This window comes from Streptomyces sp. V3I7, assembly GCF_030817495.1.
GTDB lineage: Bacteria > Actinomycetota > Actinomycetes > Streptomycetales > Streptomycetaceae > Streptomyces.
On record NZ_JAUSZK010000001.1, the window covers coordinates 6,195,914 to 6,220,128 of the forward strand.

Sequence of the window (24,215 nt, forward strand, 5' to 3'; positions counted from 1 at the left end):
GTGCAGTGCACTTTCCTGGGGATAGGCCTCCCCGGCCTCCCTCCCCATCCCGCTCGGTGCCCCCGCGCTGTTGGAAGGACACCACCTTGCGCCGACTTCAGATCATCGCGATAGCGCTGACCGTCGCCTGCATCGGCGCGGCGCCGGCCGTCGCTGACGCCCGCTCAGCCGGAACGTCCTCGCCGCTGTCCTCGACCACCAGACCCGGCGTGGCCCCCGCCGGTGACTCCCCGTCCGAGGAGTTCGACTCCCGCCGGGGCCTTAACACCCTCGTCCAGCCGACCAAGAACCAACTCGACGCGCTCTCGGCGCTGTTCACCGCGAGCGGCTCCGCCGCCGACGCGCCCCGCGTCACCTGGAACCACCTGACCGGCACCCCGCGCTCACTCCGCGTCCCCGGCGGATATCTGAGCGGCCCGAAGCCGGGTACGGCCGCCGCCGTCGCCCGCGGCTGGCTCGACGACCGGCGTGCCCTGTTCGCACTGACCGGCGCGGAGGTCGCGGCCCTCGACGTCACCCGCGACCACGCACTGCCCGGAACCGGCGCGCGTGTCATCACCTTCGCGCAGACCTTCGGCGGCGTACGGGCCGTGCACGGCGGCACGTTGATCGTCGCCGTCGACAAGGACGGCCAGGTGCTGTCCTACGCCGGTGACCCGGTGCGCGGCGGCGGCCTGCTGGCCGGCTTCACCAAGTCGGCGACGGACGCCCTCACCAAGGTCGTCGGCGACCTGGCGCCCGGCGTCGACTACGTGGCGAAGGCGACCGGAGACGTCCAGGCCGGCTACACCGTCTTCGGAGCCGGGCCGTTCGGTGACGTCCAGCGCGTCATGAAGATCGCCTTCCCGACGGTGGACGGCGCCCGCCCCGCCTACAGCGTGCTGCTCGTCAAGAGCCCGTCGGAGGCGTACGACGTCGTGATCGACGCCGCCACCGGCGAAAAGCTGCTCCAGCACAGCCTCGTGGACCACGAGAGCGGCCCCGAAGGCACCGTGTACGAGAACTTCCCCGGCGCCGCCAAGGGCGGCACTCCCGTGGTCAAGAGCTTCGGTCCGACCGCCGAGTCACCCGCCGGCTGGGTCGACCCGACCGGCATCGCCGCACTCCCAGGCCCCACGACGCTCGGCAACAACGCCAACACGTTCGCCCAGTACACGGCACCGCTCGCGCCCACCGACCAGCTCAACCGCCCCGTCAGCCCGACCTCCCAGTTCAACTACACCTACACCGACAACTGGGGCCGTACCAAAGGAACCACGCTCCCGCCCTCCTACGTCCTCGACCGCGACCCCGCGGTGACCAACCTCTTCTACCAGCACAACCGGATCCACGATCAGTACTACAAGCTCGGCTTCACCGAGACCGCGGGCAACTTCCAGGTCAGCAACAACGGCAAGGGCGGCAACGGCGGCGACCCGGTCAGCGGCCTGGTGCACTCCGGTGCGCTCAGCGGCGGCTCACCGACCTACCTCGGGCGCGACAACGCCAACATGCTCACCCTGCCCGACGGCATCCCCTCGTTCAGCAGCATGTACTTGTGGGAGCCGATCAACGACACCTTCGAAGGGCCGTACGCGGACGGCGACTTCGACGCGACCGTCATCCAGCACGAGTACTCGCACGGCCTCACCAACCGCTACACCGGCGGCGGTGGTCTCGGCTCGCTCGGCGGGCAGCAGTCCGGCTCGATGGGGGAGGGGTGGGGCGACTGGTACGCCATGGACCACCTCCACCGGGAGGGCATGAGCGACAAGGCGGTCGTCGGCGCGTACGCCACCGGCAACGCCGAACGCGGCATCCGCAACTGGGACTACGACCACAACCCGCTGACCTACGGCGACTTCGGCTATGACCTGACCGGCCCCGAGGTGCACGCCGACGGCGAGTTCTGGACCGCCACCCTGTGGGACCTGCGCAAGGCGCTCGTCGCCCGCTACGGCGAGCAGGGCGGCAGCGACGCGGCCGAGCACCTGGTCACCGACGCCCTGCCGCTGTCGCCGCCGTCGCCGTCGGTGCTCGACATGCGCGACGCCATCCTGGCCGCCGACGCCCTGCGCTACCACGGCGACAACACCGACACCATCTGGTCCGTCTTCGCGAGGCGCGGCGCGGGCCGGTCCGCGTCCACCGTCGACAGCGACGACACGAACCCGGTGCCGGCCTTCGACCACGCCTCGCCGTCCCGCAACGGCACCCTGACCGGCGCCGTCGTCAACGCCGCCACCGGCAAGCCGATCGAGGGCGCACGGGTCATCGTGGGCGAGTTCGAGGCGCGGGTGACCCCGCTCGCCAGGACCTCCGCGCAGGGCGGCTTCACCGCCCCGATGACCGGCGGCACGTACACCCTCACCATGCAGGCCCCCGGGTACGGCATCCAGACCTTCCGCGATGTCGACGTGACCGCGGGACAGACCACCGCGCGCACCTTCAAGCTCGCCCCGAACCTGGCGTCCAGCGCCAACGGCGCCTCCGTCGAGGCCACTTCGAGCCAGGACGATGCGCTGCCCGCCAAGTTCCTGCTCGACGACACCGAGAACAGCTCCTGGAAGACCAAGGACACGGGAACGCCGTACAACTCCGGCGGCAACCAGTACACGACGGTCAAGCTCGCGCGGCAGGCGGACATCAGCTCCATCAAGATCAGCGCGCTCAAGCCGACGTCGCTGCCGAGGTTCAACGCCGCCAAGGACTTCACGGTGCAGACGTCGACCGACGGCGTCCAGTGGAAGACGGTCAAGACCGGCACCTTCGCCGCCCAGGCCCCGCGGCCGGTGGCGCCCGACCTCAACATCCGGACGCTGAGGCTGGACTCGCCGGTGAACGCCACGTACGTCCGGGTGTACGTCGATTCGGTGCAGGGCGAGTCCAAGACGTACGCCACTCTCGCGGAGTTGGAGGTCTTCGCCGAGGACGCGGCCGTCGAACCGCTGCCGAGCACCCCGGAGGAGCCGTTCACCGTCAAGGGCGGCGTGAAGGCGGGCAACCCGGCGGCCGGCGTCCTGCTCCTGCCCGGCACCGAGCCCTACCGTCCCGGTGTCACCACCGCCGAGTTCACCACCACGTGCAACGCCGAACCGACGACGCAGGGCGCGGACGCCTGGGTCGCCAAGCTCCCCTCCGGCTTCGCCGACGGCCTGCACACCGTGAGCTACTCCTCGGACGCGGGCCTGGACTTCTACTTCTTCGACTCGTCCTGCAAGTACCTCGCCGGGAGGCAGGAGTTCGCCCAGGGCCCGTCGGTCAAGGCCATCCCGCCGGGTGCCGCGTACGTGGTCCTGCAGGCGTGGTACGCCGCGGACTCACCGTTCACGCTCACCGCACAGCGCGCCGACTGACGGCCGCCGAGCGGCAGCGGGGGCCGAGCCGTCCACGGCTCGGCCCCTTCCTCATCCCGGGTCGGCGGGTTCCGTGGCGCCGGCGGCCAGGGCCGGGGGCCATACGCCGGGGGAGAGGACGCCCAACGCGTAGGCGTGAGCGACCAGTTCCGTACGGTTCGCCGCCTGCCAGCGGGCCGACAGGCGGCGCAGGTGGTAGGTGACGCCGTCCCTGGTGAGGCCCAGTTCGCGCGCGGCCTGAGCCGTGGTGGCTCCCCGGGCGAGCAGCACCAGTACCTGGCCCTCGCTCTCCGACACCCGCACGGGCGCCCCGCCGCGCTGCTCGTGCTCGCCCAGCACGCGCAGCATCACCAGCAGGGAGGGCAGCTCCTCCACGGTGTCGCTCACCGGGTCGGCGGTCAGCTCCCCGTATCGCTCGGCTCCGCCGGGGGCCTGCCAGCGCACGGACACCTCGTAGCGCGACCGGTGGCGCAGCCGCAGCGCCTCGACGATGCGCTCCACCTGGGTCGCCTCCTGCGGCCGGAACAGCTCCAGCACCTGCCGGCCGCGCAGCCGGCCCGGCGTCGTACCGGACTCGGCGGCCATCGCCGGATTCGCCAGCACCACCATGCCCCGCGCGTCGCAGACGGCGGCGGGCACCGCGACCCGGTCGAACAGCGTCAGCGCGCGATTGCGCCACAGCACGGCCTCCAGCCGCCCCGCCTCCTCGGGCAGGTCCCATCGCACCGGTCCACCGCCTCCCTCGACGCCAAGCCCCGAACTCGCAGGTCAGAGCCTACTGTGAAGGTCACGTGGCGACATAGTGGGGGGAGCAGGCAGTGCGGGTGTGCGCAAGACCTCCGGCGGATTTTCGACTACACGATCGTGTAGTGGTGCGGTACGGCCCGAGGGCTCGAGTCGACCACGCTGGATCGCAGTACTCCCGTACCGCGTACCACTCCCCGTACCGCGTACCGCGAAAGGCCGTCACAGCGCCATGTCCCCCACGCCGCAGCACCCCGAAGCCGCCGAGAGCCCCTTCGGCGTCCCCGTCGTCGACATCACCGCCACCGGACCCGGTCGCACCCCGATCCAGCAGGTCATGGGGCTGATGCGGGAGCACGGCCCGGCACTCGTGCGCCGGCTGCACGGCTGGGACACGCTGTTCGTCGCCGAGCAGGACCTGGTCACCGACCTCGCCGACGAGAAGCGCTTCGCCAAGCACATCTCGCCGGCGCTGGAGAACGTGCGCGCCTTCGCCGCCGACGGCCTCTTCACCGCGTACAACGAAGAGCCCAACTGGGCCAAGGCGCACGACATCCTCATGCCCGCCTTCGCGCTCGGCTCGATGCGCACCTACCACCCGGTGATGCTCAAGGTCGCCCGCCGGCTCATCGACTCCTGGGACCGGGCCGCCAAGGACGGCCTGGCGGTCGACGTCCCCGACGACATGACCCGCATGACGCTCGACACCATCGGCCTCGCCGGCTTCGACTACGACTTCGCCTCCTTCGACCGCGACGAGCCGCACCCCTTCGTCGAGTCGATGGTCCGCTGCCTCGAGTGGAGCATGATGCGGCTCGCCCGCATCCCCGGCAAGGACTACGCGCAGATCGACGCGGCCTTCCAGAAGGACGCCGACTACCTGGCCGGCGTCGTCGACGACGTCATCGCCTCCCGCGCCGGCACCGACCAGAGCGACGCCGAGGACCTCCTCGGCCTCATGCTCACCGCCGAGCACCCGGCCGACGGCACCACGCTCGACACCGCCAACATCCGCAACCAGGTCATCACCTTCCTGATCGCGGGCCACGAGACCACCTCCAGCGCCATGTCCTTCGCGCTGTACTACCTCGCCAAGAACCCGGCCGCGCTCCAGCTCGTGCAGCGCGAGGCCGACGCGCTGTGGGGCGACGAGTCCGACCCCGAGCCGACGTACGACGAGGTCGGCCGGCTCACGTACACCCGGCAGGTCCTCAACGAGGCGCTGCGGCTGTGGCCGACCGCGCCCGCCTTCACCCGGCGCGCCCTGGAGGACACCCTGCTCGGCGGGCGCATCCCGCTGAAGGCGGGGCAGCCGGTCACCGTGATGACCCCGATGCTGCACCGGCAGCCGGTGTGGGGCGACAACCCCGAGCTGTTCGACCCCTCCCGGTTCACCGCCGAGGCGGAGGCCGCGCGCCCCGTGCACGCCTTCAAGCCGTTCGGCACCGGTGAACGTGCCTGCATCGGACGGCAGTTCGCGCTGCACGAGGCGACCATGCTGCTGGCGATGCTCGTCCACCGCTTCCGGCTGCACGACCACGCCGACTACGCGCTGAACGTCAAGGAGACCCTCACTCTCAAGCCCGAGGGCTTCACCCTGACCCTCACCCCGCGCACGGCCGCCGACCGCGCGCACACGCCGCTGCCGGGCCAGACCCTCCAGGCGGCCGCCGCCGCGGCGGACACGGCGGCCCTGCCCGCCCGCGTCCTGCCCGGCACCGGCGCCCTGTTCCTGCACGGCAGCAACTACGGCACCTGCCGCGAGTTCGCCGCCCAGCTCGCCGACACCGCCGCCGAACTCGGCTGCGGGACCGAGGTGGCACCCCTCGACGCCTACGTCGACGCCCTGCCCACCGACCGGCCCGTCATCATCACAGCGGCCTCCTACAACGGCCGCCCCACCGACGACGCCACCGCCTTCCACGCCTGGCTCGACGGCACCCCCGACCTGACCGGCGTGACCTACGCCGTCCTCGGCGTCGGCGACCGCAACTGGGCCGCCACCTACCAGCACGTCCCGACCCGCATCGACGCCCGCCTCGCCGAGCTGGGCGCCACCCGGCTCACCGAGCGCGCCGCCGCCGACGCCTCCGGCGATCTCACCGGCACCGTCCGGGAGTTCACCGAGCGCATGCGCACGACGCTGCTGGAGCACCACGGCGACCCGGCCGCCACCGCCGTCCCCGTCGCCGAGCCCGGCACGGCCTACGAGGTGCGCACCCTCACCGGCGGCCCGCTGGACGCCCTCGCCGAGCGCCACGAGCTCGTGCCCATGACGGTCACCGAGGCCTACGACCTCACGGCTCCCGGCTACCCGCGCGTCAAGCGGTTCCTGCGTCTCGCGCTGCCCGACGGTGTCACCTACCGCACCGCCGACCACATCGCCTTGCTGCCCGCCAACGACCCGGTGCTGGTCGAGCGCGCCGCCGCCGCGTTCGGCGTCGACCTCGACACGCTCCTGGACATCCGCTCCGCCCGCCCGCGCCGCGACGGCCTCGCCGTGGACCGGCCGCTGACGGTACGCCAACTGTTCACGCACCACGTCGAGTTGCACGGCCGCCCCACCGCGGACCAGCTGGCCGTGCTCGCCGACGCCAACCCGTGCCCGCCGGAGAAGGCCGCCCTCGCCGCCCTCACCGACGATCCGCGCACGCTCGTCGAGCTGATCGAGGACCACCCCGCCCTGCGCGGCGCCCTCGACTGGGCGCAGCTCCTCGATCTGCTCAGCCCACTGCGCCCGCGCCACTACTCGATCTCCTCGTCGCCCGCGGTAGCCCCGCGCCACGCGGACCTCATGGTGTCGCTGCTCCAGGCGCCCGCCCGCTCGGGCAAGGGCGTCTACCGCGGGACCGGCTCCGGTCACCTCGTCGCGCTCCAGCCCGGCGACACCGTGCTGGCGCGCGTCCAGCCCTGCCGCGAGGTGTTCCGGATCGACCCCGCCGCCCCGGAGCCGGTGATCATGATCGGGGCGGGCACCGGTCTCGCCCCCTTCCGCGGCGTCATCGCCGACCGTACGGCGGCCCGCGCCGCCGGTGCCGAACTCGCCCCCGCCCTCTGCTACTTCGGCTGCGACGCTCCCGACGCCGACTTCCTGCACGCCGGGGAGCTCTGCGCCGCCGTGGCCGCCGGGTCGGTCTCGATGCGCCCGGCCTTCAGCGAGGCGCCCGAGGGTCCGGTGCGGTTCGTCCAGCACCGCATCGCCGCCGAGGCCGACGAGGTCTGGGAGCTGCTGAGCGCCGGCGCCCGGGTGTACGTCTGCGGCGACGGCTCGCGGATGGCGCCCGGCGTGCGCGAGGCGCTGCGCACCCTGTACCGCGAGCGCACCCCCGGCGCCGACGAGACGACGGCCGGACAGTGGCTCGACACGCTGGTCGCGGACGGGCGTTACGTCGAGGACGTGTACGCCGCCGGCTGACAGCACGTACCGAACGAACCGAGGGGCCGCACGCAGCCGCGTACGGCCCCTCGGGGCTTCAGGAGGTGCAAGTCCCCTAGGGGGTGTCCGGCGGCGTTGTCGTCGGTTGCCGACTCCTCCACGCCCGGCTCCGCTCGCGCGGGGGACCCCCATCGCGTCGACGCCCTCCTCCGCCGTGCAGTTGCACGCACCAGACCCCGCTCACCGGCGCTGATCAGGCGCCGTAGCTTTCCCGCGACCTGATCCGCCGGAAGGCCCTAGCCGGCGAACGCGTTCACGCCCGTCAGCTCGGCCGACAGTGCCCACAGGCGGGCCGCCTGCTCGGGGTCGGTCGCCCAGTCCTTCACCCCGCCCCATGTGCCGTCCGCGGGCGCGGGCTCGGCGACGTCGCAGTCCTCCAGGTACAGGCCGCCCAGGCCGTCGAGCTGCGGCGAGGTGGCCGCCCAGACCTGGGTGGCGGCGCCCTGCTCCGGGGTCTTGAAGCCCGCGGGGTTCAGTACGTTGCCCTGCTCGTCGATCCAGCCGCGCTCGACCATCTCCTCCTTGGGCAGGTGCCGCTGGAGCGGGGTGATGATGCCGCCCGGGTGGAGCGAGAAGGCCCGGACACCGAAGTCCCGGCCCAGCTCGTCGAGGTGGAGGGCGAACAGCGCGTTCGCCGTCTTGGACTGGCCGTACGCCGCCCACTTGTCGTAGCCCTCGCGCCACTGGACGTCGTCCCACCGGATGGGGGAGAGGTGGTGACCGCGGGAGGACACGGAGACGACGCGGGCGCCGCCGGGCGCGAGCGCCGGCCACAGCCGGTTGACGAGGGCGAAGTGGCCGAGGTGGTTGGTGGCGAACTGGGTCTCCCAGCCGGGCCCGACCCGGGTCTCCGGGCAGGCCATGATCCCGGCGTTGTCGATCAGGACGTCGATGGTGCGCCCGGAGGTCAGGAACCGCTCGGCGAAGCCGCGCACGCTCTCCAGGTCGCCGAGGTCGAGCTCGTCCACCTCGACGTCGTCGAGGCCGGCCAGCGCCTCCCGGGCCGCGTCGGGCCGCCGGGCGGGGACGACGACGTGGGCGCCCGCCCTGGTCAGCGCACGGGTGGTCTCCAGACCGAGGCCCGAGTAGCCGCCGGTGACGATCGCGAGCCTGCCGGTGAGGGCGATGCCCCGCAGGACGTCGTCGGCGGTGCTGTCGGCGCCGAATCCCGAACTGATCTTGTGCTGTGCAGGAGTGCTCATACCCGGAACGCTACGAATTCGAGTGCTCTCGAAGTCAAGCGGAATTCCGGGGCCGTTCCCGGCGGAGTCACTCCGGTGTCCGGCCCTCCCGTGTCCAGGCCAGCAGCTCGGGCGCGGACCAGGTGTTCACCACCCGCTCGGCGGGCACCCTGCACTCCTCCGCCCGTGCGCAGCCGAGGATCTGCCAGTCGAGCTGGCCGGGCGCGTGGGCGTCGCTGTCGATCGAGAACAGCACCCCGGCGTCCACGGCCCGGCGCAGCAGCCGCCGCGGCGGGTCGAGCCGCTCGGGACGGCTGTTGATCTCCACCGCCGTCCCCGACTCGGCGCACGCCGCGAACACCGCGTCCGCGTCGAACACCGACTCCGGCCGGTCCCGCCCGCCCCGCAGCCGCCCCGTGCAATGGCCGAGGACGTCGGCGTGCGGACTGCGGACGGCGGCGATCATCCGCCGGGTCATCGAGCGCGCGTCCATCCGCAGCTTGGAGTGCACCGACACCACGACCAGATCGACCCGCTCGAGCAGCTCCGGTTCCTGGTCCAGCGAGCCGTCCTCGAGGATGTCGCACTCGATCCCGGTGAGCAGCCGGAACGGCGCCCACCGCTCGTTCAGCCGGGCCACCACCTCCAGCTGCTCACGCAGCCGCTCCGGCGACAGCCCGCGGGCCACGGTCAGACGCGGAGAGTGATCGGTGAGCACGGCCCACTCGTGCCCGAGCCCGGCGGCCGTGCGGCCCATCTCCTCGATCGGGCTGCCCCCGTCGGACCAGTCGGAGTGCAGATGGCAGTCCCCGCGCAGCAGCGCCCGCAGTCCGGCCCCGGCCGCGTCCTCGGACAGCGGGGCGCCCGCCTCCTCCTCCAGGGCCCGCAGATAGCCGGGCACCTTCCCGTCCAGGGCCTCGCGCACCACCTGCGCGGTCCTCGGCCCGACGCCCTTGAGCGACTCCAGCGTCCCGGCGGACGCGCGCTCGGCGACCTCGGTGGCGGGCAGGGCGTCCAGGACCCGGGCGGCGGTGCGGAAGGCACGTACGCGGTACGTCGGCGCCAGGGACCGCTCCAGCAGGAAGGCGATCCGGTCCAGTGCCTCGACGGGCTCCATCGTCACCGCGCACCTCCGCCGTCGCCGCCGCTCCCAGGTCCAGGGTTGCCCAGCCTCCGGCGGCCCGCACGACGGATCGTGACGGGTGGATCACACCGCTCATTTCCGGGCATTGCGTTCTACGCTCTATTGCATGACCGAAATCGACAGCCCCCACATCTCCCACCCGCGGGTCATGGTCCTGAAGGTCATGGCGAAGAAGCCAGGTGCCCCGCCCTTCCGCATCGTGGAGATCGACGGTGAGGTGGTCGGCGAGGCGACCGCCATCACCGACGTGCTGGAGACCGCCGCCGCGTACGGCATCGTCATCCACGACCTGGACGACCCGGACGTGGTCCGCTGGGTGGGCGGCGACAAGTTCACCTGGCAGCTCCGCTAGACGTGTGCACCGCCCGCCCGAGCCGGCGGCCCACGAGCAGGTAGCCGAGCAGCGCTCCGGTCGTGTTGAGGATGACGTCGTCGACGTCGAACGCGCGTCCCGTCACGAGCGCGCCCTGCGCCAGCTCCACCAGCAGCATCACGGCCGCGGTGATCAGCGGCACGCGGACGATCCCGCGCGCCCCCGGCGCCAGCACCGGCACCAGGATGCCGAAGGGGACGCCCAGCAGGACGTTCCCGCCGATCTGCTTGACGGCGTCGCGCAGTTCCGGCTGGTCCAGATAGGCCTTCAGCGAGCGGCCGGGGTGCAGATTGGTGTGGGTGAGGGCCACCGACGCGGGGGACGGCTCCAGGGTGAGCCGCGCGAGCACGACGGCGAACGCCACCATGAACGCGAAGGCGACCAGCATCACCAGCGCGCGGACCAGGACGGAGACCAGGCCGCGGCCGCCCCAGGTGGGCCACCTGACGCGGGCCGCCCAGCCTGTGCGGCTCTTCTTGGGGGACTTGCCCTTCCTGGCGGTGCGGCCCTTCTTGCGGGCCTTGCTCTTCCTGGTGGTGCGCGACTGCGCCGCGGTACGGGCCATACCGTCCTCCTCCGGTCTCAACTTCCGTTCGAATCAGTGCAGTTACCCGGAGGCGTCACGTCGACCCGTACGAGATGTGCACCTCCTTGAAGCCCAGGGAGCGCAGCAGGCCCTCCAGCATCCCCGTGGTGTTCTGCTCGGCCCGCTTGGTCAGACCGCTGTCCTCGGCGGCCTTGCCGATGTGGCGTAGGGCCAGGCGCTGCACGGCCCGTTCACCGTTCGGATTGTCCGAGAACAGGTCCCCGAGCCGGTCGAGCAGCCCGCGCTGCTTGGACACGGCGTACGAGTGGTCGACGTCGAGGGCGGGGCTGCCGAGCCGCGCGTGCGGCAGCCGGAGCGTGGCCTCGGTGCGGGCGTCGTTGACCGACACGTCCTTCTCGCGCACCTTGCCGAGGTCGACGTAGGCGTCGACGGTGCCGGCGCCGACGTACAGGGTACGGGTGCCGCGGATCGCGTCGGGCAGGTACGCGGAGTCCCGCTCCAGGTCCACGACCACCTGGAAGTTGCCCGAAGCGGCGTCGTAACGGCTCATGTCCGTGATGGACTTGAGGAGGGTGGGTCCGGAGCGGTCGTGGGTCTCGGTGCCGAACAGGTCCTTGAATCCCGGCAGTACGGCCAGCCGGATGCCGGCCAGCAGCACCACGAGCACGAGCACGACCGCGCCCACCGCCTTGGCCCAGCCCGGCAGACGCGTGGACCCGTGCCTGAGGGAAGTCGTCATGTCGACGGTCCTCCTTTCCCTCTCACGGATGCCCACCCCGTGCCCCGCCAGACCTTCCCGTGGGCAGAGCCTCACGGACGGTGCATCACATCGAGCCGTGCCCGCTGCCGCTCACAGCGAGCCGGACGTGGCCTCGCTCTGCCCCAGGGCCGCCTCCAGCGTCGGCTGCGGGGGCAGCAGCCGCGACAGGCCGGTGGCGCGGAACAGCCGCAGGGTCAGCGGGTGGGCGCAGACCAGTCGTAACTGGCCGCCCCCGTCGAGCACCCGGGTGCGGGCCCGGTAGAGCAGGCGCAGCCCCGAGCAGTCGAAGAACTCGATGTGTCCGAGGTCGATGACCACCCGGGCGCCGGGCCTGCCCGTCACCCGGTCCAGATACGGCGCCATCTCCGTGGCCGCCGCGATGTCGATCTCACCGCGGAACTCCAGGACCGTGTGCCCGCGGCTGCGATGGACGCGCAGCTGTCCTGGAAGCGGTACCGGCTCCTGTCGCACGACGGCATCACCTTCCACCCTGCCGGCCGGCCACGCCGGTCCCCGCACAGCAACGTACCCCCGATGGAAGGAATTTGAGCATGTTCGATTGACATATGTCGGCGAGCTTCGGACAACCGTGTCCCGGGCACCGGTTGTTCCCCCGTCAGTCCATCGTCAGCACCAACTTGCCCTGCGTCCGCCCGGTCTCGCCCGCTTGGTGGGCCCTGGCCGCCTCCGCCAGCGGGAAGGTGTCCGCGATGGTGGCCCGCAACTGGCCCGACTCGATCAGTTCCGTGATCGCCCGCATTCCGGCGCGGTCGGCGTCCACCAGCATGCGGACCGCCCGTACGCCCCGGCGCTCCGCCTCCTCGTAGAACTCGTCCGAGCCGACCGGGAGGATCGACACCGCGATGCCGCCCGGGCGCAGCACGCTCAGGGACCGCACCGCCGTGTCGCCGCCGATCGTGTCCAGGACGACGTCGACGTCCTGGACGGCCTCGGTGAAGTCGGTGCTGCGGTAGTCGACGACCTCGTCGGCGCCGAGTTCCCGCAGGAAGTCGTGCTTGCCGGCGCTGGCCGTGCCGATGACGTACGCGCCGCGCGCCTTGGCGATCTGTACGGCCACATGGCCGACACCGCCGGCCGCGGCGTGGATCAGCACCCGCTGACCGCGCCGCAGGCCCGCCGTCTCCACCAGGGCCTGCCACGCGGTCAGCGACACGAGCGGCAGCGCGCCCGCCTGCGTGTGGTCGATCCCGGCCGGCTTGTGCACCAGGGCGCGGGCCGGGACGGTGACGTACTCGGCGTGCGAGCCGTGGCCGAACGGGTACGGGACCATCCCGAAGACCTCGTCCCCGGGCTCGAAGGCGGCGACGCCGATGCCGGTCTCCTCGACCACCCCGGAGACGTCCCAGCCCAGCACGAAGGGCGGTTCGCCGAGGAAGCCGCCGTTCGCGCGGTGCTTCCAGTCGGTGGGATTGACCCCGGCGGCACGCATCCGTACGAGCACCTCGTTCGGACGCGGCACGGGCCGCTCCACCTCGACCTCGTCGAGCACCTCGGGGCCGCCGAGGACGTTCTGGCTGATCGCGCGCATGGTGGTCACGCCCCCATCCTCACCCAGACACCGGCACCGGCGCGACCCGGCGTACGTCGGCCGGGGGGGAGGGGCTGAAACTGTACGTCGACGGCGGGACGTGGACCGGGTGCTGTGCTGCGGCTGACGGGTAATCAGCGAAAGGCGTGCGCCCGCACCTTCCCCGGAGCGTGCCGCAGAGGGCAAGTCCCCTGGTCCACAAGGGGTTTTGTGGCCATGTCGGTCCCGATCGGGAGTGATGGAACCCTCACCTCCGGGAGCCCGGGGCGGTTGATCGTTTCGGGTTCGAACCCGATAAGCTCCAGTCGGTCACGGCGAGTTGACGCGACTGTCAACGAGTCGGCTCGTCATGTGTACGCATGAGTGCGGCCTTTGCACACCCCCCCGATTCGAGTTGTCTTCGAAGGATGCAGATGGAACTCGCCACTCCGCCCCCGGCGGCGCGGCCCCCTGCCACCTGGTACAGCTGGTGGCTGATGCCTCTGGGCCTAGCAGGTGGGACGGTTGCCGCCACCTTCATGAGCTCGGAACACATCACCGCCGCCGTCACCGGAGCGGCGGCGACCGCGGCCGGCTCCGTGTGTGTACGGCTCCTGATCCGCTCGCAGAAGCAACTGCGCAGCGCCCAGGACGGCTTCGGCGCCGCGCAGGCCGAGCACGCGCAGCAGTGGCAGCAGCATGTCGTCGGTCTGGAACGGAAGTTCAGCTCCGAGCGGGCCGCCCTCGACGAGCAGCTGACCGAGCAGGTCACCCTCCACGAGCACCACTTGGACGAGCAGGCCGCCGCCTACGACAGCCAGCTCTCCGACCAGGCCCGGGCGTACGAGGAGCGGCTGCACGCACAGACCGTGTCGTACGAGAAGCAGCTCGCCGGGCAGGCCGAGGCCTGGCAGGAGCAGGTCGCCCAGCAGCAGGCCCTGGTCGCGCTGCTCGCCGACGAGCAGCTGCCCGACGCGCTGAAGCGGCTGCGGGCCGGCGACGCCGTCGACGACCTGCTGCCCGTGCCGGACAAGAACTCCAAGGCCGCGCCGGAGCTCCAGGCCGATCTGCGCCGCATCCTGCGGACCTCGCTCATGGGCATCGAGGAGGAGTTCAACCGCTCCACCTCCGCCGAGCAGGCCGTGATCAGCCTCGGTAACCGGATCCACGTGCTCACCAGCAAGCTCCGTGGCCGGCTGCACGAGATGCAGGGCGAGCACGGACGGCTGCCGTCCGTGGCCCGCGGTCTGATGGAGCTCGACCAGGCGCTCGGCCCGGCCGACTCGCTCGCCGCGAGCATCGGCGTGCTGGGCGGCTCGGACCGCCCCGGACGGCAGTGGCAGGAGCCGCAGCGTCTGCTGAGCGTGGTCCGCGGCGGCATCGGCCGGATCAAGGACTTCCACCGGGTCGAGGTGCACCACCTGCCCGAACTCGGCGTCGACGGCGGACTGGTGGACCACCTCACGCTGATCTTCGCCCACCTGCTGGACAACGCGGCCCGCTACTCGCCGCCCACCGAGCCGGTCACCATCTCCGGCAAGGAGGTCCCGAACGGCGTCGGCATCGAGATCCAGGACTCGGGCAAGGGCCTGAACGAGGAGAAGAAGCGCGAGGCGGAGCACGCCCTCGTCGGCACCGGCGCCGGACCCGGCATCGGCGGCATCTCCGAGGACGCCAACATCGGCCTGCGCGTCGTCGGCATCCTCGCCCGCCGCTACGGCATCCGCGTCACCTTCGCCGACTCGCCCTGGCTCGGCACCTCGGTGGTCGTCGTGGTCCCGCACAAGTACTTCAGCCCGCTGCCCGCGACCACGACCGGCACGGCGGCGGCACCCGGGACCACGCCCACCGTCCCCGCCCAGGCGAGCGCCCCCGCGGTCCGCGCCCGACGCGCCCCCGAGCCCACCGCGGACGACGCCGCCAACATCACGGAGACCACCCCCGGCGGACTGCCCCGCCGCCGGAGCCGGCGCACCGAGCCGGACCAGGACCAGGCGGCCCGCGGCGGACGCGGCGCCGGCGCGGACTCCGGCTCCGTGTCGGCCGTACCGCCGGACGCCTCGTTCGCGGGTCTGGCCGCCTTCGCCACCGCGGGGTCCCCCGAGGGCCCGGCGTCCGAACCCGACGCACCTCCCGCGACGACCGACGGACGCGAGCAGACCGAGCACCGTACTGAAGAGAGCGACTAGTCCATGACGCAACAGGGAACCGACGTGAGCTGGGCGCTCCGTGATCTGGTGGAGAGCATCCCGGAGATCCGCTTCGCGCTTGTGGCCTCCAGTGACGGCAAGGCCATCACCTCCTTCGGGGCGGAGGACCCCGACGACGTGGACCGCTTCGCGGCCGTGGTGGCGGGCCTGCAGGCCCTCGCCCAGCCGGTCGCCGAGCAGTTCCCCACGTACGCGGGCCAGTTGCGGCTCGCGATGATCGAGGTCGACGGGGGCCACCTCTTCGTCGTCCGGGCCGGTGTGGAGACGTACCTCGGTGTGCTCGCCCGTGAGGGTCTCGACCAGGGTCTGCTGGGGCACCAGATGAGGGACCTCGCCCGCAGGATGGGCGAACTCCTCGGCACCACCCCGCGCCTGGAGGAGCACTCTGGATGAGTGCTTCCCGCCGGCCCACGGACCCTCCCCCGAGTTCTCGACCTCGCTCGAACAGGGGGGACCCCCAAGGCCTTGAGCGCTACTACGTCCTCACCGGAGGTCGCAGCCGCCCGGACGGGCCGGCGTCGACCCTCGACGTCGCGACCCTCATCGTCTCCCGCAGCGCTCCTGCGGCGGGCATGCAGCACGAGCACGAGGAAATTGTCCGGCGGTGCCGGGAACCGCTGTCGGTGGCCGAACTCGGCGCCCACCTCGGCTTGCCCTTCAACATTCTCGCGGTGCTGCTGGCGGATCTGCTGGACGCAGGCCGCGTCGAAGCCCGTGACCCCATTCCGGCGCGCGATGCCGGGGACGGGCTCGACCTCGCGCTCCTTCAGGAGGTACTCAGTGGACTTGAACGGCTTTGACCACCCCGGCGACTCCGGTGCCGGCGGCACCCGCTCGGTCAAGGTGATGATCGCCGGCGGGTTCGGCACCGGAAAGACCACCATGGTCCGCTCCGTCAGCGACATCAAGCCGCTCACCACCGAGGAGACCCTGACGCAGGCCAGCGTCGGCAGTGACCAGCTCATCGGTGTCGCCGACAAGACCCAGACCACCGTCAGCCTGGACTTCGGCAAGATCAGCCTGAACGACAGCCTGATGCTCTACCTGTTCGGCACCCCGGGACAGGAGCGGTTCTGGTTCCTGTGGAACGGGCTGTTCAAGGGCGCGCTCGGCGCGATCGTCCTGGTGGACACCCGCCGGCTGGCGTCGAGCTTCCGGGCGATCGAGGAGATGGAGCGGCAGAACGTGCCGTTCGTCATCGCCCTGAACGTCTTCCCCGACTCCACGGAGCATCCGGTCGACGAGATCCGGGACGCGCTCGACATCTCCCCGGACACCCCCGTCGTGGTCTGCGACGCGCGGGACCGCAACTCCAGCCGCGATGTCCTCGTCGCGCTGATACGTCATCTGCAGGAACGCTCGGCCGTCGCACTGGAGGCACGATGAACGACCAGTCCGTCGAGGCCCCTTCAGGGTGCCCGGTCGCCCACGGCGCCGGCATCACGCGGCTGTACGGCCCCGAGTCGGAGACCGACCCGCACGGCATCTACGAACGGCTGCGCAAGCGGTACGGCACCGTCGCCCCCATCTTGCTGGAGGGCGACGTCCCCGCCTGGCTGGTGCTCGGCTACCGCGAGGTCCGCCGGGTCCTGGACAACCCGCTCCAGTTCAGCCGGGACTCACGGATCTGGCGGGACTGGACGGACGGGCGGATCGAGGAAACCTCCCCGCTCGTGCAGATGCTCGGCTGGCGTCCCGACTGCGTCTCCCAGGACGGCGAGCCGCACCGCAGGCTGCGCACCGCGGTCACCGACAACCTCCACGCGGTGACCGGGCGCGGCATCCGGCGCCACATCACGCACTTCGCCAACAAGCAGATCGACGCCTTCGCCGACGCCGGCCGCGCCGACCTGGTCACGGACTTCGCCGAGTATCTGCCGATGCTCGTCCTCACCCGGGTCTTCGGGCTCGCGGAGAGCGAGGGGCGCAGCCTCGCCGAGTCCAGCAACCTGCTGATGAAGGGCGGCGCGGACGCCCTGGCGCACAACGAGCGGATCATGCGGACGCTCGGTGAACTGGCGGAGCGCAAGCGCACGGAGCCGGGCTCCGACTTCGCCTCCGGCCTCATCGACCACCACGCGGGCCTCGACGAGGACGAACTCGTCAACCACCTGCGTCTGGTGCTCATCACCGCCCACTCGATGACCAGCAACCTGCTGGCCCGAGCGCTGCAGTCGATCCTCACCGACCCCGCCCGGCGCTCCGGGCTGGTGAGCGGTCAGCTGAACATGTCCACCGTGGTGGAGGAGGTGATGTGGAACACCCCGCCGCTCGCCGTGCTGCCGGGCCGTTTCGCCACCTCCGACCTCGAACTCGGCGGCTGTGCGATCAAGGAGGGCGATCTGCTGGTCCTCGGCCTCGCGGCCGGCAACACCGACCCGCAGATCCGCCCGGACACCGATGTCTCGGTCGCCGGCAACCAGTCCCATCTGGCGTTCAGCGCCGGGCCGCACGAGTGCCCGGGGCAGAACCTGGGCCAGGCCATCATCGAGACGGCCGTCGACGTCCTGCTGCACCGGCTTCCGGACCTGCGGCTGGCCGTTCCCGCGGAGGAGCTCACCTCCACGGCCACCACCTGGGAGTTCCGACTGGACAGCCTGCCGGTCGAGTTCGCCGTCTGAGCCGTGGCGCGCTCCGGCCTTGGGCCGGGAACGCCGAGGGCCGCCGTCCGATCCGGACGGCGGCCCTCGGCGTGTGTCGTCACACCGCCAGCAGGTCGTCCACCGAGCCCCGGCCGGCCAGTTCGGCGGAGGCCGCCGGACCCTCCTTGGCCGCCGCGTAGCGGCCGGTGATCAGCGCCCACTCGTAGTTGCCGTTGATCCAGTGCTGGATGGCCTCCACGCCCATCCGCACCCCGGCGCGCTCGTCCTGGTCCAGCCCGAGTTCGTCACACATCTGCGGGATGCGCGCCTGAAGTTCGACGTACTCGTCCAGGCACGCTTGCGTCATCCGGTTCGCCTCGTCGATGGCGTCCTGCCAGGAACCGGCCCGCTCCCGCTGGAGCACGCAGATCAGGTTGTGGCCGTCGCCCCGGCGCAGCTCGCGCTCGAAGGAGTGGATGTCGTTCATGAACCCGATGGTGTCCGCGGCCAGATCACGCATCCGCTCCATCAGCGGGTGCGCCATCGCCTGCGGGGGCACCTCGAAGCGGCGGCTGCGCTCGCCCGCGTCGATGCTGTGGTGGATGCCGACCGTACGGCGGCGGAAGAGCGCGTACTCGTCGATCCCGAGCGTGCCGGCCAGGCCGCGGGCCGCCAGGTCGACCTCCTCGCAGTGCGCCACCAGGAACCGGCCCCAGGAGGCCGCGAAGCGCGTCTGCCAGGTCAGGGACATGCCCTCCGCGAGCTGCCCCCAGACCTCCGCCCACGCCAGGGTGATCGGGCACACCACCCGGGGACGGCTGCCCGCCGGGCGCAGCGGCGTGACGATGAGCTCGCGCGCGACCTCGGCTATCTTGTCGGCTCGGTCCGGCTGGTTGGCGTCGAACTGGTCGTCGAAGAGGAACGCCAGGGAGAACCAGTTCATCAGGACGACCAGGTCGTCCGCGGAAGCGTGCGGATAGGTGCGCGCGGCGGCCTGCGGCAGGTCCCAGGACTGGTACTCCTCGAACCCGGCCTGGCTGCGCACCAGGCCCATGTCCCAGATCCAGCGCAGATGGCGCGCGCGGGCGTACTCCAGGTGCTGGCTGACGGGGGTGTCGAAGGGCAGGTCGAACCTGACGTCCTGAGGCATGTGTGTCCTTTCGGGAGACGGAACGCAGAGTCCCCCCGCCCCTGCGTCCGGGCGGCGGTGCGACCGCGCGCACTCGAACTGCGTCTCCTGGTCCGAACATTGGACCGAGGAGCGCTACGAGAACTGCCCAGCCCCTAAATGATCTACACCGCGAACAGTCGTGACGTGGGTTACTGACGATGCCTCAGGTGTCTCGTACACTCCCTCGCTTCCCGCGGGCTGCGAGCCGCGGGAAGCGGGCACAAAAAAGGGCCCCGCCGCGACGGGGGAACGCGGCGGGGCCTGACGCACGGGTGCCCGTGCCGGAGGCGGTTCATGCCTCCCTGGAGCAGTTGTTTCTGAAACGCGGTGACCCCCGGCCGGTTTCAGCTTCCGTCGGCCGGTTCGAGGACGAAGACCGGGATCTCCCGGGCGGTCTTCTTCTGGTAGTCGGCGTACGGCGGGTAGGCGGCGACGGCCCGGTCCCACCACTCGTCCTTCTCCGGGCCGGCGATCTCACGGGCCGTCATGTCGCGCTTGACCGGGCCGTCCTGGAGTTCGAGGCGGGGGTCGGCCTTGAGGTTGTGGTACCAGACCGGGTGCTGGGGCGCCCCGCCGAGCGAGGCGACCGCGGCGTACCGCCCGTCGTGCTCCACCCGCATCACCGGGGTCTTGCGGAGCTTGCCGCTCTTGGCGCCCCGGGTCGTCATCAGGACGACGGGCATCCCCGTGTCCCGCAGTGTCGTGCCCTGCTTGCCGCCGGAGCTCTCGTACAACTCGACCTGCTCGCGCACCCAGTCGGTCGGGCTGGGCTCGTACTCGCCCTCAAGAGGCATGGTGGTCGTCCCCTCGTCGGAACCACGGATGAACTGACACCGCGATTGTGAACTGACACCGCGATTGAAACACCGGCGGCCGCGTGTTTCATCCATACCCGTGTTTCATCCGTACCGCGCCGTCACAGGGGTGCCTGCGCCATCCGGACGGCCAGGGCCAGGATCACGCCACTCGACAGCAACGCCGTCGTGAGCCGTCCGCGCCGCCCGGTCAGCGCCCGGCCGAGCAGGGCGCCGCCACCGGCCAGGAACAGCTGCCAGCTCGCCGAGGCCGTGAACGCGGCGAGGACGAACACGCCCTGCTCCAGGGGGAGGGGGGCGTGGGCGGCACGCGTGCCGAGCACCAGCGCGGCGAAGTAGATCACGGTGGTGGGGTTGAGGAGGGTCAGCCCCAGGAGGCCGAGATACGCCCGCAAGGGGCTCGGAACCGGCCGCTTGGGACCGGCGTCGGCCAGCCGTTGCTCGTGATACCCGCGCAAGGCGGTGACCGCGCCCCGTACCGCCAGTGCGGCCAGGGCGAGGGCCGAGGCCCAGCGCAGCGGGGTGAGTGCCGGCCGCAGCGTCGCCGCGAGGGCGGAGCCGCCGGCCGTGGCCAGCAGGGCGTACAGGCCGTCGGCGCTGGCGACGCCGAGCGCGGCGCAGGCGCCGGTCCTGAGCGACGTACGCGCGGTGAGCGAGACCAGATAGGTCGCGACCGCGCCGACGGGCACCGCGATGCCGTAGCCGGCGACCAGGCCGGCGACGAGCGCGCCCGTCACGAGCGCGCGGAATCGGGCCTCCGGGGGCGGCAGGGCTGCTGCTGGACCCGCGCCGGACGGACGGCGGCGGGGGTCGGCGGCAGGTACGCTGCAATCGAGGTCATGCGCCGAATCGTGCGGTGCGCGGCCGGGCTCAGGCAACCGAATATCTCCGGCACCGGACCCGCACACCGGCGCGCCGCTCGCACCCGGGCGCACCGCGAGGTCCGGCCGGATACCGTGCCACCGATCTGGCCGAACTTGTCGTCGCCCCTTTAGGTGCCTGGGGCATCTAATGATGATCGGTACGACGAAAGATCGGTACGACGAAAGATCGGCCCGACCGAGATCGGCACGAACCCCCTCGTCTGCGAGGCCTTCCATGACGGAACTGACCGAACCGATGGAACCCACGGAACCGGACGACCCGGCGGGTGCGGGGCAACCCGTCGCCTTCCCGCAGGACCGCAGTTGCCCCTACCACCCGCCCACCGCCTACGACCCGCTGCGCGAACGGCGCCCGCTGGGCCGCGTCACCCTCTTCGACGGCCGCACGGCCTGGCTGGTCACCGGCCACGCCACCGCCCGCAGCCTGCTGTCCGACCAGCGGCTGTCCAGCGACCGCACCCACCCCGACTTTCCCATGCCGACGGAGCGCTTCGCCGAGATCCGCCGCGACCGCCGCGCCGCCCTCCTGGGCGTCGACGACCCCGAGCACCGCGCCCAGCGCAAGATGATGATCCCGTCCTTCACGCTCAAGCGCGCCGCCGAACTGCGGCCCGCGATCCAGCGGATCGTCGACGAGCAGCTCGACGCGATGATCACCGAGGGCGCGCCCGCCGAGCTGGTGAGCGCCTTCGCGCTGCCCGTGCCCTCCATGGTGATCTGCGCCCTGCTCGGCGTCCCGTACGCCGACCACCACTTCTTCGAGGAGCAGTCGCGCCGGCTGCTGCGCGGGCCGACGGCCGCCGACACCCGGGACGCGCGCGACCGGCTGGAGGCGTATCTGGGCGACCTGATCGACCGCAAGAGCGCACTGCCCGAGCCCGGTGACGGCATCCTCGACGACCTCGTCCACCACCAGCTGCGCGACGGCTCGCTGGACCGGCCGGAGCTCATCGCCCTGGCGATCATCCTGCTCGTCGCGGGCCACGAGACGACGGCCAACATGATCTCGCTGGGCACCTTCACGCTGCTCCAGCACCCGGAACGGCTCGCCGAACTGCGCGCAAACCCCGACCTGATGCCCGCCGCCGTCGAGGAACTGATGCGGATGCTGTCCATCGCGGACGGCATGCTGCGCCTGGCAACCGAGGACATCGAGATCGACGGCACCACCATCCGGGCCGGCGACGGGGTGATCTTCTCGACGTCGGTGATCAACCGCGACGACGCGGTCTATCCCGACCCCGATGTCCTCGACTGGCACCGCTCGGCCCGCCACCACGTCGGCTTCGGCTTCGGCATCCACCAGTGCCTGGGCCAGAACCTGGCCCGCGCCGAGATGGAGATCGCCCTGCGGACCCTGATCGAGCGGCTGCCCGGACTGCGTCTGGCGGCCCCGCCAAAGGAGATCCCCTTCAAACCCGGCGACACGATCCAGGGGATGCTGGAACTTCCCGTGACCTGGTAAGAGGCTTCTGTCATGCACCTCGACATCCACATCGACAAGGACCGCTGCATCGGCGCGGGCCAGTGCGCGATGGCCGCGCCGCGCGTCTTCACCCAGGACGACGACGGCTACAGCATGGTGATCCCCGGCGCCGAGAAGGACGCCGCCGACGACCCGATGGTCCGCGAGGCGGCCCGGGCCTGCCCCGTCAGCGCCATCACCGTGGCCGAGGTCGTCGGCTGACGGCGGCCGGGAGCGGCGCCTGAGCGCCTGAACGGGACATCCGACGTGCGTTCTCCTACGGTGGCAGCCACCGGGAGAACGCACGTTCCCCGGACCGCCGCGCGTGGAGTGCGATCGTCCGCGCGCGGAGTCCGATCGTCGAGGAGGAGACCATGACCGCCGACCGCCCGCCCCTGCCGCCCTTCACCCGCGAGACCGCCGCGCAGAAGGTCCAGGCGGCCGAGGACGCCTGGAACACCCGCGACCCGCACAAGGTCGCGCAGGCCTACTCGCAGGACTCGGTCTGGCGCAACCGCGACACCTTCGTCACCGGCCGCGACGGGATCGAGAAGTTCCTCGCCGCCAAGTGGGCGCGCGAAGAGGAGTACGCCCTGCGCAAGGACCTGTGGTCCTTCGACGGCGACCGCATCGCGGTGCGCTTCCAGTACGAGTCCAAGGACGCCGACGGGCAGTGGTGGCGGTCGTACGGCAACGAGCTCTGGGAGTTCGACGAGCACGGGCTGATGGCCCGGCGCGAGGCCAGCATCAACGACGTACCGATCGAGGAGAAGGACCGCAGGATCTTCGGCCCGCGTCCCGATTCCGAGCGGGGACAGACCTTCCCGTTGCGGTAGCGCCGTGTGCCTGCGGCCTCAACCCCGTCTCACGTATGTATCCCGGGTTCCCCGGCGTGGAGAGGGCGACGTCGCGGCGGACGATGCCCAGGCGGTCGCCGAAGCCCGCGAGGGCCTTGCGCAGGCCGTCGGCCGAGTACTCGACGACGAGGACACGGTCGTCGAAGGCGTCGGCGTACGCCCCGCACTCGTCGAACTCCGCGCACTCCTCGGCCACCGCGAAGTCCAGGCCGGTGCGCGCCCGTTTCCCGGCCAGCTCCGGGGTGTTCTTCTGCGCTGTCGCCAGGTGCCGGGTGTGCGCGTGCCGGGAGAGCAGGGTGACGAACGCGGTCGCGTCGGTGGCGGTCAGCAGGTGCCGGGAGCGGGTGTAGCTGTCGTAGTTGTCCGGCTCGACGGCGTCGAAGCCACGGTCGGCGCAGCCGTCGATCCAGCCGTTGACGCGCTCGGCCACGCGCTCGCGCTTGGCCGGGGTGCCGATGTCGAGCAGGGCCTCACCCCAGTCCTCGTCGACGACGACCTTGCCGTGCGCGTCGCGCAGCAGCAGGTCGGCGGGCCAGGCGCCGCTCTCCTGCGGCTGCGCCTGGAAGGCGTTGACGTAGCAGATGTTGTACAGCCCGGACGCCGGGGACGCCGTACGGTCACGGCCGACGACTCGGACTCCCGAGGGCGGGGGATAGGCGCCGCCGAGCTGGTAATCCCAGTCGGCGTGACGGGGCGGCAGCCGGACCTCGGTGGCGGTGCGGACGGGCTCGGGCTTCGGGGAGGTTGGCTCGCCAGGGGTGTCGCATCCCGTGAGCAGCGCGGTGGCGAGGACGAGCGCGACGAGGCTGCCTGTCCATGCAGGTCGCACCCGCCGATTGGCCGTTTTCTTCCGCACCCCGTCCACGCTCATCCCCCCGCAGTGACGAACCCCCGAACCCCTCACCACACTCAACGATCCGATCCCGCCAAGGTCACGCATTCGGCCGACGAACTTCCGTTCGAGGCCCGTCGGCCTCCTTGGCGAACTCGGCACGGGCGGCGGCGGGGACCTATTTCCGGCGGCCCGCTGGAACTGACCTGGGCCCTGCTGGTGGGGCTCGCCCGCGGCATCGCCCAGGAGAACGACGCCCTTTGCACCGGCGGGCCTTGGCCGCTCACCGCTCGCGCCGCCGCCAGGCCGTACGCTCCTGGGTCAACCGACCGGCAACCGACCCCGAAGGCA

General features: G+C 71.7%; 22 protein-coding genes. 11 read left to right on the top strand and 11 right to left on the bottom strand.

Annotated features, from left to right (window positions below):
* The first annotated feature begins 86 nt into the window (after positions 1-86).
* Positions 87-3,335 (top strand): M36 family metallopeptidase, encoded by a 3,249-nt coding sequence (locus QFZ74_RS28690; RefSeq protein WP_307623743.1) that lies wholly within the window; start codon positions 87-89, stop codon positions 3,333-3,335.
* A gap of 51 nt (positions 3,336-3,386) precedes the next feature.
* Here the strand turns inward: QFZ74_RS28690 and QFZ74_RS28695 are convergent, their stop codons facing one another.
* A complete protein-coding gene (locus QFZ74_RS28695; RefSeq protein WP_307623744.1) occupies positions 3,387-4,061 on the bottom strand; it encodes a PAS domain S-box protein in 675 nt (224 codons plus the stop codon).
* 250 nt (positions 4,062-4,311) lie between these two features.
* Here QFZ74_RS28695 and QFZ74_RS28700 point away from each other — a divergent pair, with 250 nt between their 5' ends.
* Positions 4,312-7,494 carry a bifunctional cytochrome P450/NADPH--P450 reductase gene (locus tag QFZ74_RS28700; protein WP_307623745.1) on the top strand — a complete coding sequence of 1,061 codons (3,183 nt, stop codon included), beginning with the start codon at positions 4,312-4,314 and terminating at the stop codon, positions 7,492-7,494.
* A gap of 257 nt (positions 7,495-7,751) precedes the next feature.
* Here QFZ74_RS28700 and QFZ74_RS28705 read toward each other — a convergent pair whose 3' ends face one another.
* Positions 7,752-8,717 (bottom strand): SDR family NAD(P)-dependent oxidoreductase, encoded by a 966-nt coding sequence (locus QFZ74_RS28705; protein WP_307623746.1) that lies wholly within the window; start codon positions 8,715-8,717, stop codon positions 7,752-7,754.
* Between the two features lie 67 nt (positions 8,718-8,784).
* Positions 8,785-9,813, bottom strand: a complete 1,029-nt coding sequence (locus QFZ74_RS28710; RefSeq protein WP_307624312.1) for a PHP domain-containing protein — start codon at positions 9,811-9,813, stop codon at positions 8,785-8,787.
* Positions 9,814-9,946: 133 nt separating this feature from the next.
* On the opposite strand from QFZ74_RS28710, the gene QFZ74_RS28715 reads away from it, so the two are divergent.
* Positions 9,947-10,192 carry a hypothetical protein gene (locus QFZ74_RS28715; RefSeq protein ID WP_307623747.1) on the top strand — a complete coding sequence of 82 codons (246 nt, stop codon included), beginning with the start codon at positions 9,947-9,949 and terminating at the stop codon, positions 10,190-10,192.
* Here the strand turns inward: QFZ74_RS28715 and QFZ74_RS28720 are convergent.
* From QFZ74_RS28720 to QFZ74_RS28735, 4 genes are all read right to left on the bottom strand, one after another.
* Positions 10,173-10,778, bottom strand: coding sequence for a VanZ family protein (locus tag QFZ74_RS28720; RefSeq protein WP_307623748.1), 606 nt, complete (start codon positions 10,776-10,778; stop codon positions 10,173-10,175). The genes QFZ74_RS28715 and QFZ74_RS28720 overlap by 20 nt on opposite strands.
* Before the next feature lie 55 nt (positions 10,779-10,833).
* Positions 10,834-11,499, bottom strand: coding sequence for a DUF4230 domain-containing protein (locus tag QFZ74_RS28725; RefSeq protein WP_307623749.1), 666 nt, complete (start codon positions 11,497-11,499; stop codon positions 10,834-10,836).
* Positions 11,500-11,610: 111 nt separating this feature from the next.
* Positions 11,611-11,991, bottom strand: a complete 381-nt coding sequence (locus QFZ74_RS28730) for an anti-sigma factor antagonist (RefSeq protein WP_307623750.1) — start codon at positions 11,989-11,991, stop codon at positions 11,611-11,613.
* A gap of 145 nt (positions 11,992-12,136) precedes the next feature.
* Positions 12,137-13,069 (bottom strand): NADP-dependent oxidoreductase, encoded by a 933-nt coding sequence (locus QFZ74_RS28735; RefSeq protein WP_307624313.1) that lies wholly within the window; start codon positions 13,067-13,069, stop codon positions 12,137-12,139.
* A gap of 413 nt (positions 13,070-13,482) precedes the next feature.
* Here QFZ74_RS28735 and QFZ74_RS28740 point away from each other — a divergent pair, with 413 nt between their 5' ends.
* The 5 genes from QFZ74_RS28740 to QFZ74_RS28760 are packed head-to-tail and all read left to right on the top strand — an operon-like array spanning position 13,483 to position 17,879.
* A complete protein-coding gene (locus QFZ74_RS28740) occupies positions 13,483-15,237 on the top strand; it encodes an ATP-binding protein (protein ID WP_307623752.1) in 1,755 nt (584 codons plus the stop codon).
* 3 nt (positions 15,238-15,240) lie between these two features.
* The gene (locus QFZ74_RS28745) at positions 15,241-15,651 is read left to right on the top strand and encodes a roadblock/LC7 domain-containing protein (protein ID WP_307623753.1); all 411 of its coding nucleotides are present in this window, start codon (positions 15,241-15,243) and stop codon (positions 15,649-15,651) included.
* Positions 15,648-16,058 carry a DUF742 domain-containing protein gene (locus QFZ74_RS28750; RefSeq protein WP_307623754.1) on the top strand — a complete coding sequence of 137 codons (411 nt, stop codon included), beginning with the start codon at positions 15,648-15,650 and terminating at the stop codon, positions 16,056-16,058. The genes QFZ74_RS28745 and QFZ74_RS28750 overlap by 4 nt, the downstream gene beginning before the upstream one ends.
* Complete coding sequence (locus tag QFZ74_RS28755) at positions 16,039-16,644, top strand: ATP/GTP-binding protein (protein ID WP_307623755.1); 606 nt, start codon at positions 16,039-16,041, stop codon at positions 16,642-16,644. The genes QFZ74_RS28750 and QFZ74_RS28755 overlap by 20 nt, the downstream gene beginning before the upstream one ends.
* Positions 16,641-17,879, top strand: coding sequence for a cytochrome P450 (locus QFZ74_RS28760; protein WP_307623756.1), 1,239 nt, complete (start codon positions 16,641-16,643; stop codon positions 17,877-17,879). The genes QFZ74_RS28755 and QFZ74_RS28760 overlap by 4 nt, the downstream gene beginning before the upstream one ends.
* 79 nt (positions 17,880-17,958) lie before the next feature.
* On the opposite strand, the gene QFZ74_RS28765 is transcribed toward QFZ74_RS28760, so the two are convergent.
* The 3 genes from QFZ74_RS28765 to QFZ74_RS28775 all read right to left on the bottom strand — a co-directional run bounded on the left by QFZ74_RS28765 (position 17,959) and on the right by QFZ74_RS28775 (position 20,563).
* The gene (locus QFZ74_RS28765) at positions 17,959-18,990 is read right to left on the bottom strand and encodes a 7-epi-alpha-eudesmol synthase (RefSeq protein ID WP_307623757.1); all 1,032 of its coding nucleotides are present in this window, start codon (positions 18,988-18,990) and stop codon (positions 17,959-17,961) included.
* A 365-nt stretch (positions 18,991-19,355) separates the two neighbouring features.
* Entirely contained in the window at positions 19,356-19,805 is a 450-nt protein-coding gene (locus QFZ74_RS28770) for a nitroreductase family deazaflavin-dependent oxidoreductase (protein ID WP_307623758.1), read from the bottom strand.
* Positions 19,806-19,927: 122 nt separating this feature from the next.
* Entirely contained in the window at positions 19,928-20,563 is a 636-nt protein-coding gene (locus QFZ74_RS28775) for a LysE family transporter (RefSeq protein ID WP_307623759.1), read from the bottom strand.
* 361 nt (positions 20,564-20,924) lie between these two features.
* On the opposite strand from QFZ74_RS28775, the gene QFZ74_RS28780 reads away from it, so the two are divergent.
* From QFZ74_RS28780 to QFZ74_RS28790, 3 genes are all read left to right on the top strand, one after another.
* The gene (locus tag QFZ74_RS28780) at positions 20,925-22,175 is read left to right on the top strand and encodes a cytochrome P450 (protein ID WP_373462447.1); all 1,251 of its coding nucleotides are present in this window, start codon (positions 20,925-20,927) and stop codon (positions 22,173-22,175) included.
* Between the two features lie 12 nt (positions 22,176-22,187).
* Positions 22,188-22,397 (top strand): ferredoxin, encoded by a 210-nt coding sequence (locus tag QFZ74_RS28785; RefSeq protein ID WP_307623761.1) that lies wholly within the window; start codon positions 22,188-22,190, stop codon positions 22,395-22,397.
* Between the two features lie 152 nt (positions 22,398-22,549).
* Positions 22,550-23,011: a nuclear transport factor 2 family protein gene (locus tag QFZ74_RS28790; protein ID WP_307623762.1), complete on the top strand. Its 462-nt coding sequence runs from the start codon at positions 22,550-22,552 to the stop codon at positions 23,009-23,011.
* On the opposite strand, the gene QFZ74_RS28795 is transcribed toward QFZ74_RS28790, so the two are convergent.
* Positions 22,923-23,903, bottom strand: a complete 981-nt coding sequence (locus QFZ74_RS28795) for an endo alpha-1,4 polygalactosaminidase (RefSeq protein ID WP_373462448.1) — start codon at positions 23,901-23,903, stop codon at positions 22,923-22,925. The genes QFZ74_RS28790 and QFZ74_RS28795 overlap by 89 nt on opposite strands.
* Positions 23,904-24,215: the final 312 nt, after the last annotated feature.

What these genes read in the sequence shown, in the direction of transcription:
- QFZ74_RS28700 (WP_307623745.1), top strand. Translation starts at nt 4,312, where the DNA reads ATGTCCCCCACGCCGCAGCACCCCGAAGCCGCCGAGAGCCCCTTCGGC.
- QFZ74_RS28705 (WP_307623746.1), bottom strand. Translation starts at nt 8,717, where the DNA reads ATGAGCACTCCTGCACAGCACAAGATCAGTTCGGGATTCGGCGCCGAC.
- QFZ74_RS28710 (WP_307624312.1), bottom strand. Translation starts at nt 9,813, where the DNA reads ATGGAGCCCGTCGAGGCACTGGACCGGATCGCCTTCCTGCTGGAGCGG.
- QFZ74_RS28715 (WP_307623747.1), top strand. Translation starts at nt 9,947, where the DNA reads ATGACCGAAATCGACAGCCCCCACATCTCCCACCCGCGGGTCATGGTC.
- QFZ74_RS28720 (WP_307623748.1), bottom strand. Translation starts at nt 10,778, where the DNA reads ATGGCCCGTACCGCGGCGCAGTCGCGCACCACCAGGAAGAGCAAGGCC.
- QFZ74_RS28725 (WP_307623749.1), bottom strand. Translation starts at nt 11,499, where the DNA reads ATGACGACTTCCCTCAGGCACGGGTCCACGCGTCTGCCGGGCTGGGCC.
- QFZ74_RS28735 (WP_307624313.1), bottom strand. Translation starts at nt 13,069, where the DNA reads ATGCGCGCGATCAGCCAGAACGTCCTCGGCGGCCCCGAGGTGCTCGAC.
- QFZ74_RS28740 (WP_307623752.1), top strand. Translation starts at nt 13,483, where the DNA reads ATGGAACTCGCCACTCCGCCCCCGGCGGCGCGGCCCCCTGCCACCTGG.
- QFZ74_RS28745 (WP_307623753.1), top strand. Translation starts at nt 15,241, where the DNA reads ATGACGCAACAGGGAACCGACGTGAGCTGGGCGCTCCGTGATCTGGTG.
- QFZ74_RS28750 (WP_307623754.1), top strand. Translation starts at nt 15,648, where the DNA reads ATGAGTGCTTCCCGCCGGCCCACGGACCCTCCCCCGAGTTCTCGACCT.
- QFZ74_RS28760 (WP_307623756.1), top strand. Translation starts at nt 16,641, where the DNA reads ATGAACGACCAGTCCGTCGAGGCCCCTTCAGGGTGCCCGGTCGCCCAC.
- QFZ74_RS28765 (WP_307623757.1), bottom strand. Translation starts at nt 18,990, where the DNA reads ATGCCTCAGGACGTCAGGTTCGACCTGCCCTTCGACACCCCCGTCAGC.
- QFZ74_RS28770 (WP_307623758.1), bottom strand. Translation starts at nt 19,805, where the DNA reads ATGCCTCTTGAGGGCGAGTACGAGCCCAGCCCGACCGACTGGGTGCGC.
- QFZ74_RS28780 (WP_373462447.1), top strand. Translation starts at nt 20,925, where the DNA reads ATGACGGAACTGACCGAACCGATGGAACCCACGGAACCGGACGACCCG.
- QFZ74_RS28785 (WP_307623761.1), top strand. Translation starts at nt 22,188, where the DNA reads ATGCACCTCGACATCCACATCGACAAGGACCGCTGCATCGGCGCGGGC.
- QFZ74_RS28790 (WP_307623762.1), top strand. Translation starts at nt 22,550, where the DNA reads ATGACCGCCGACCGCCCGCCCCTGCCGCCCTTCACCCGCGAGACCGCC.
- QFZ74_RS28795 (WP_373462448.1), bottom strand. Translation starts at nt 23,903, where the DNA reads ATGAGCGTGGACGGGGTGCGGAAGAAAACGGCCAATCGGCGGGTGCGA.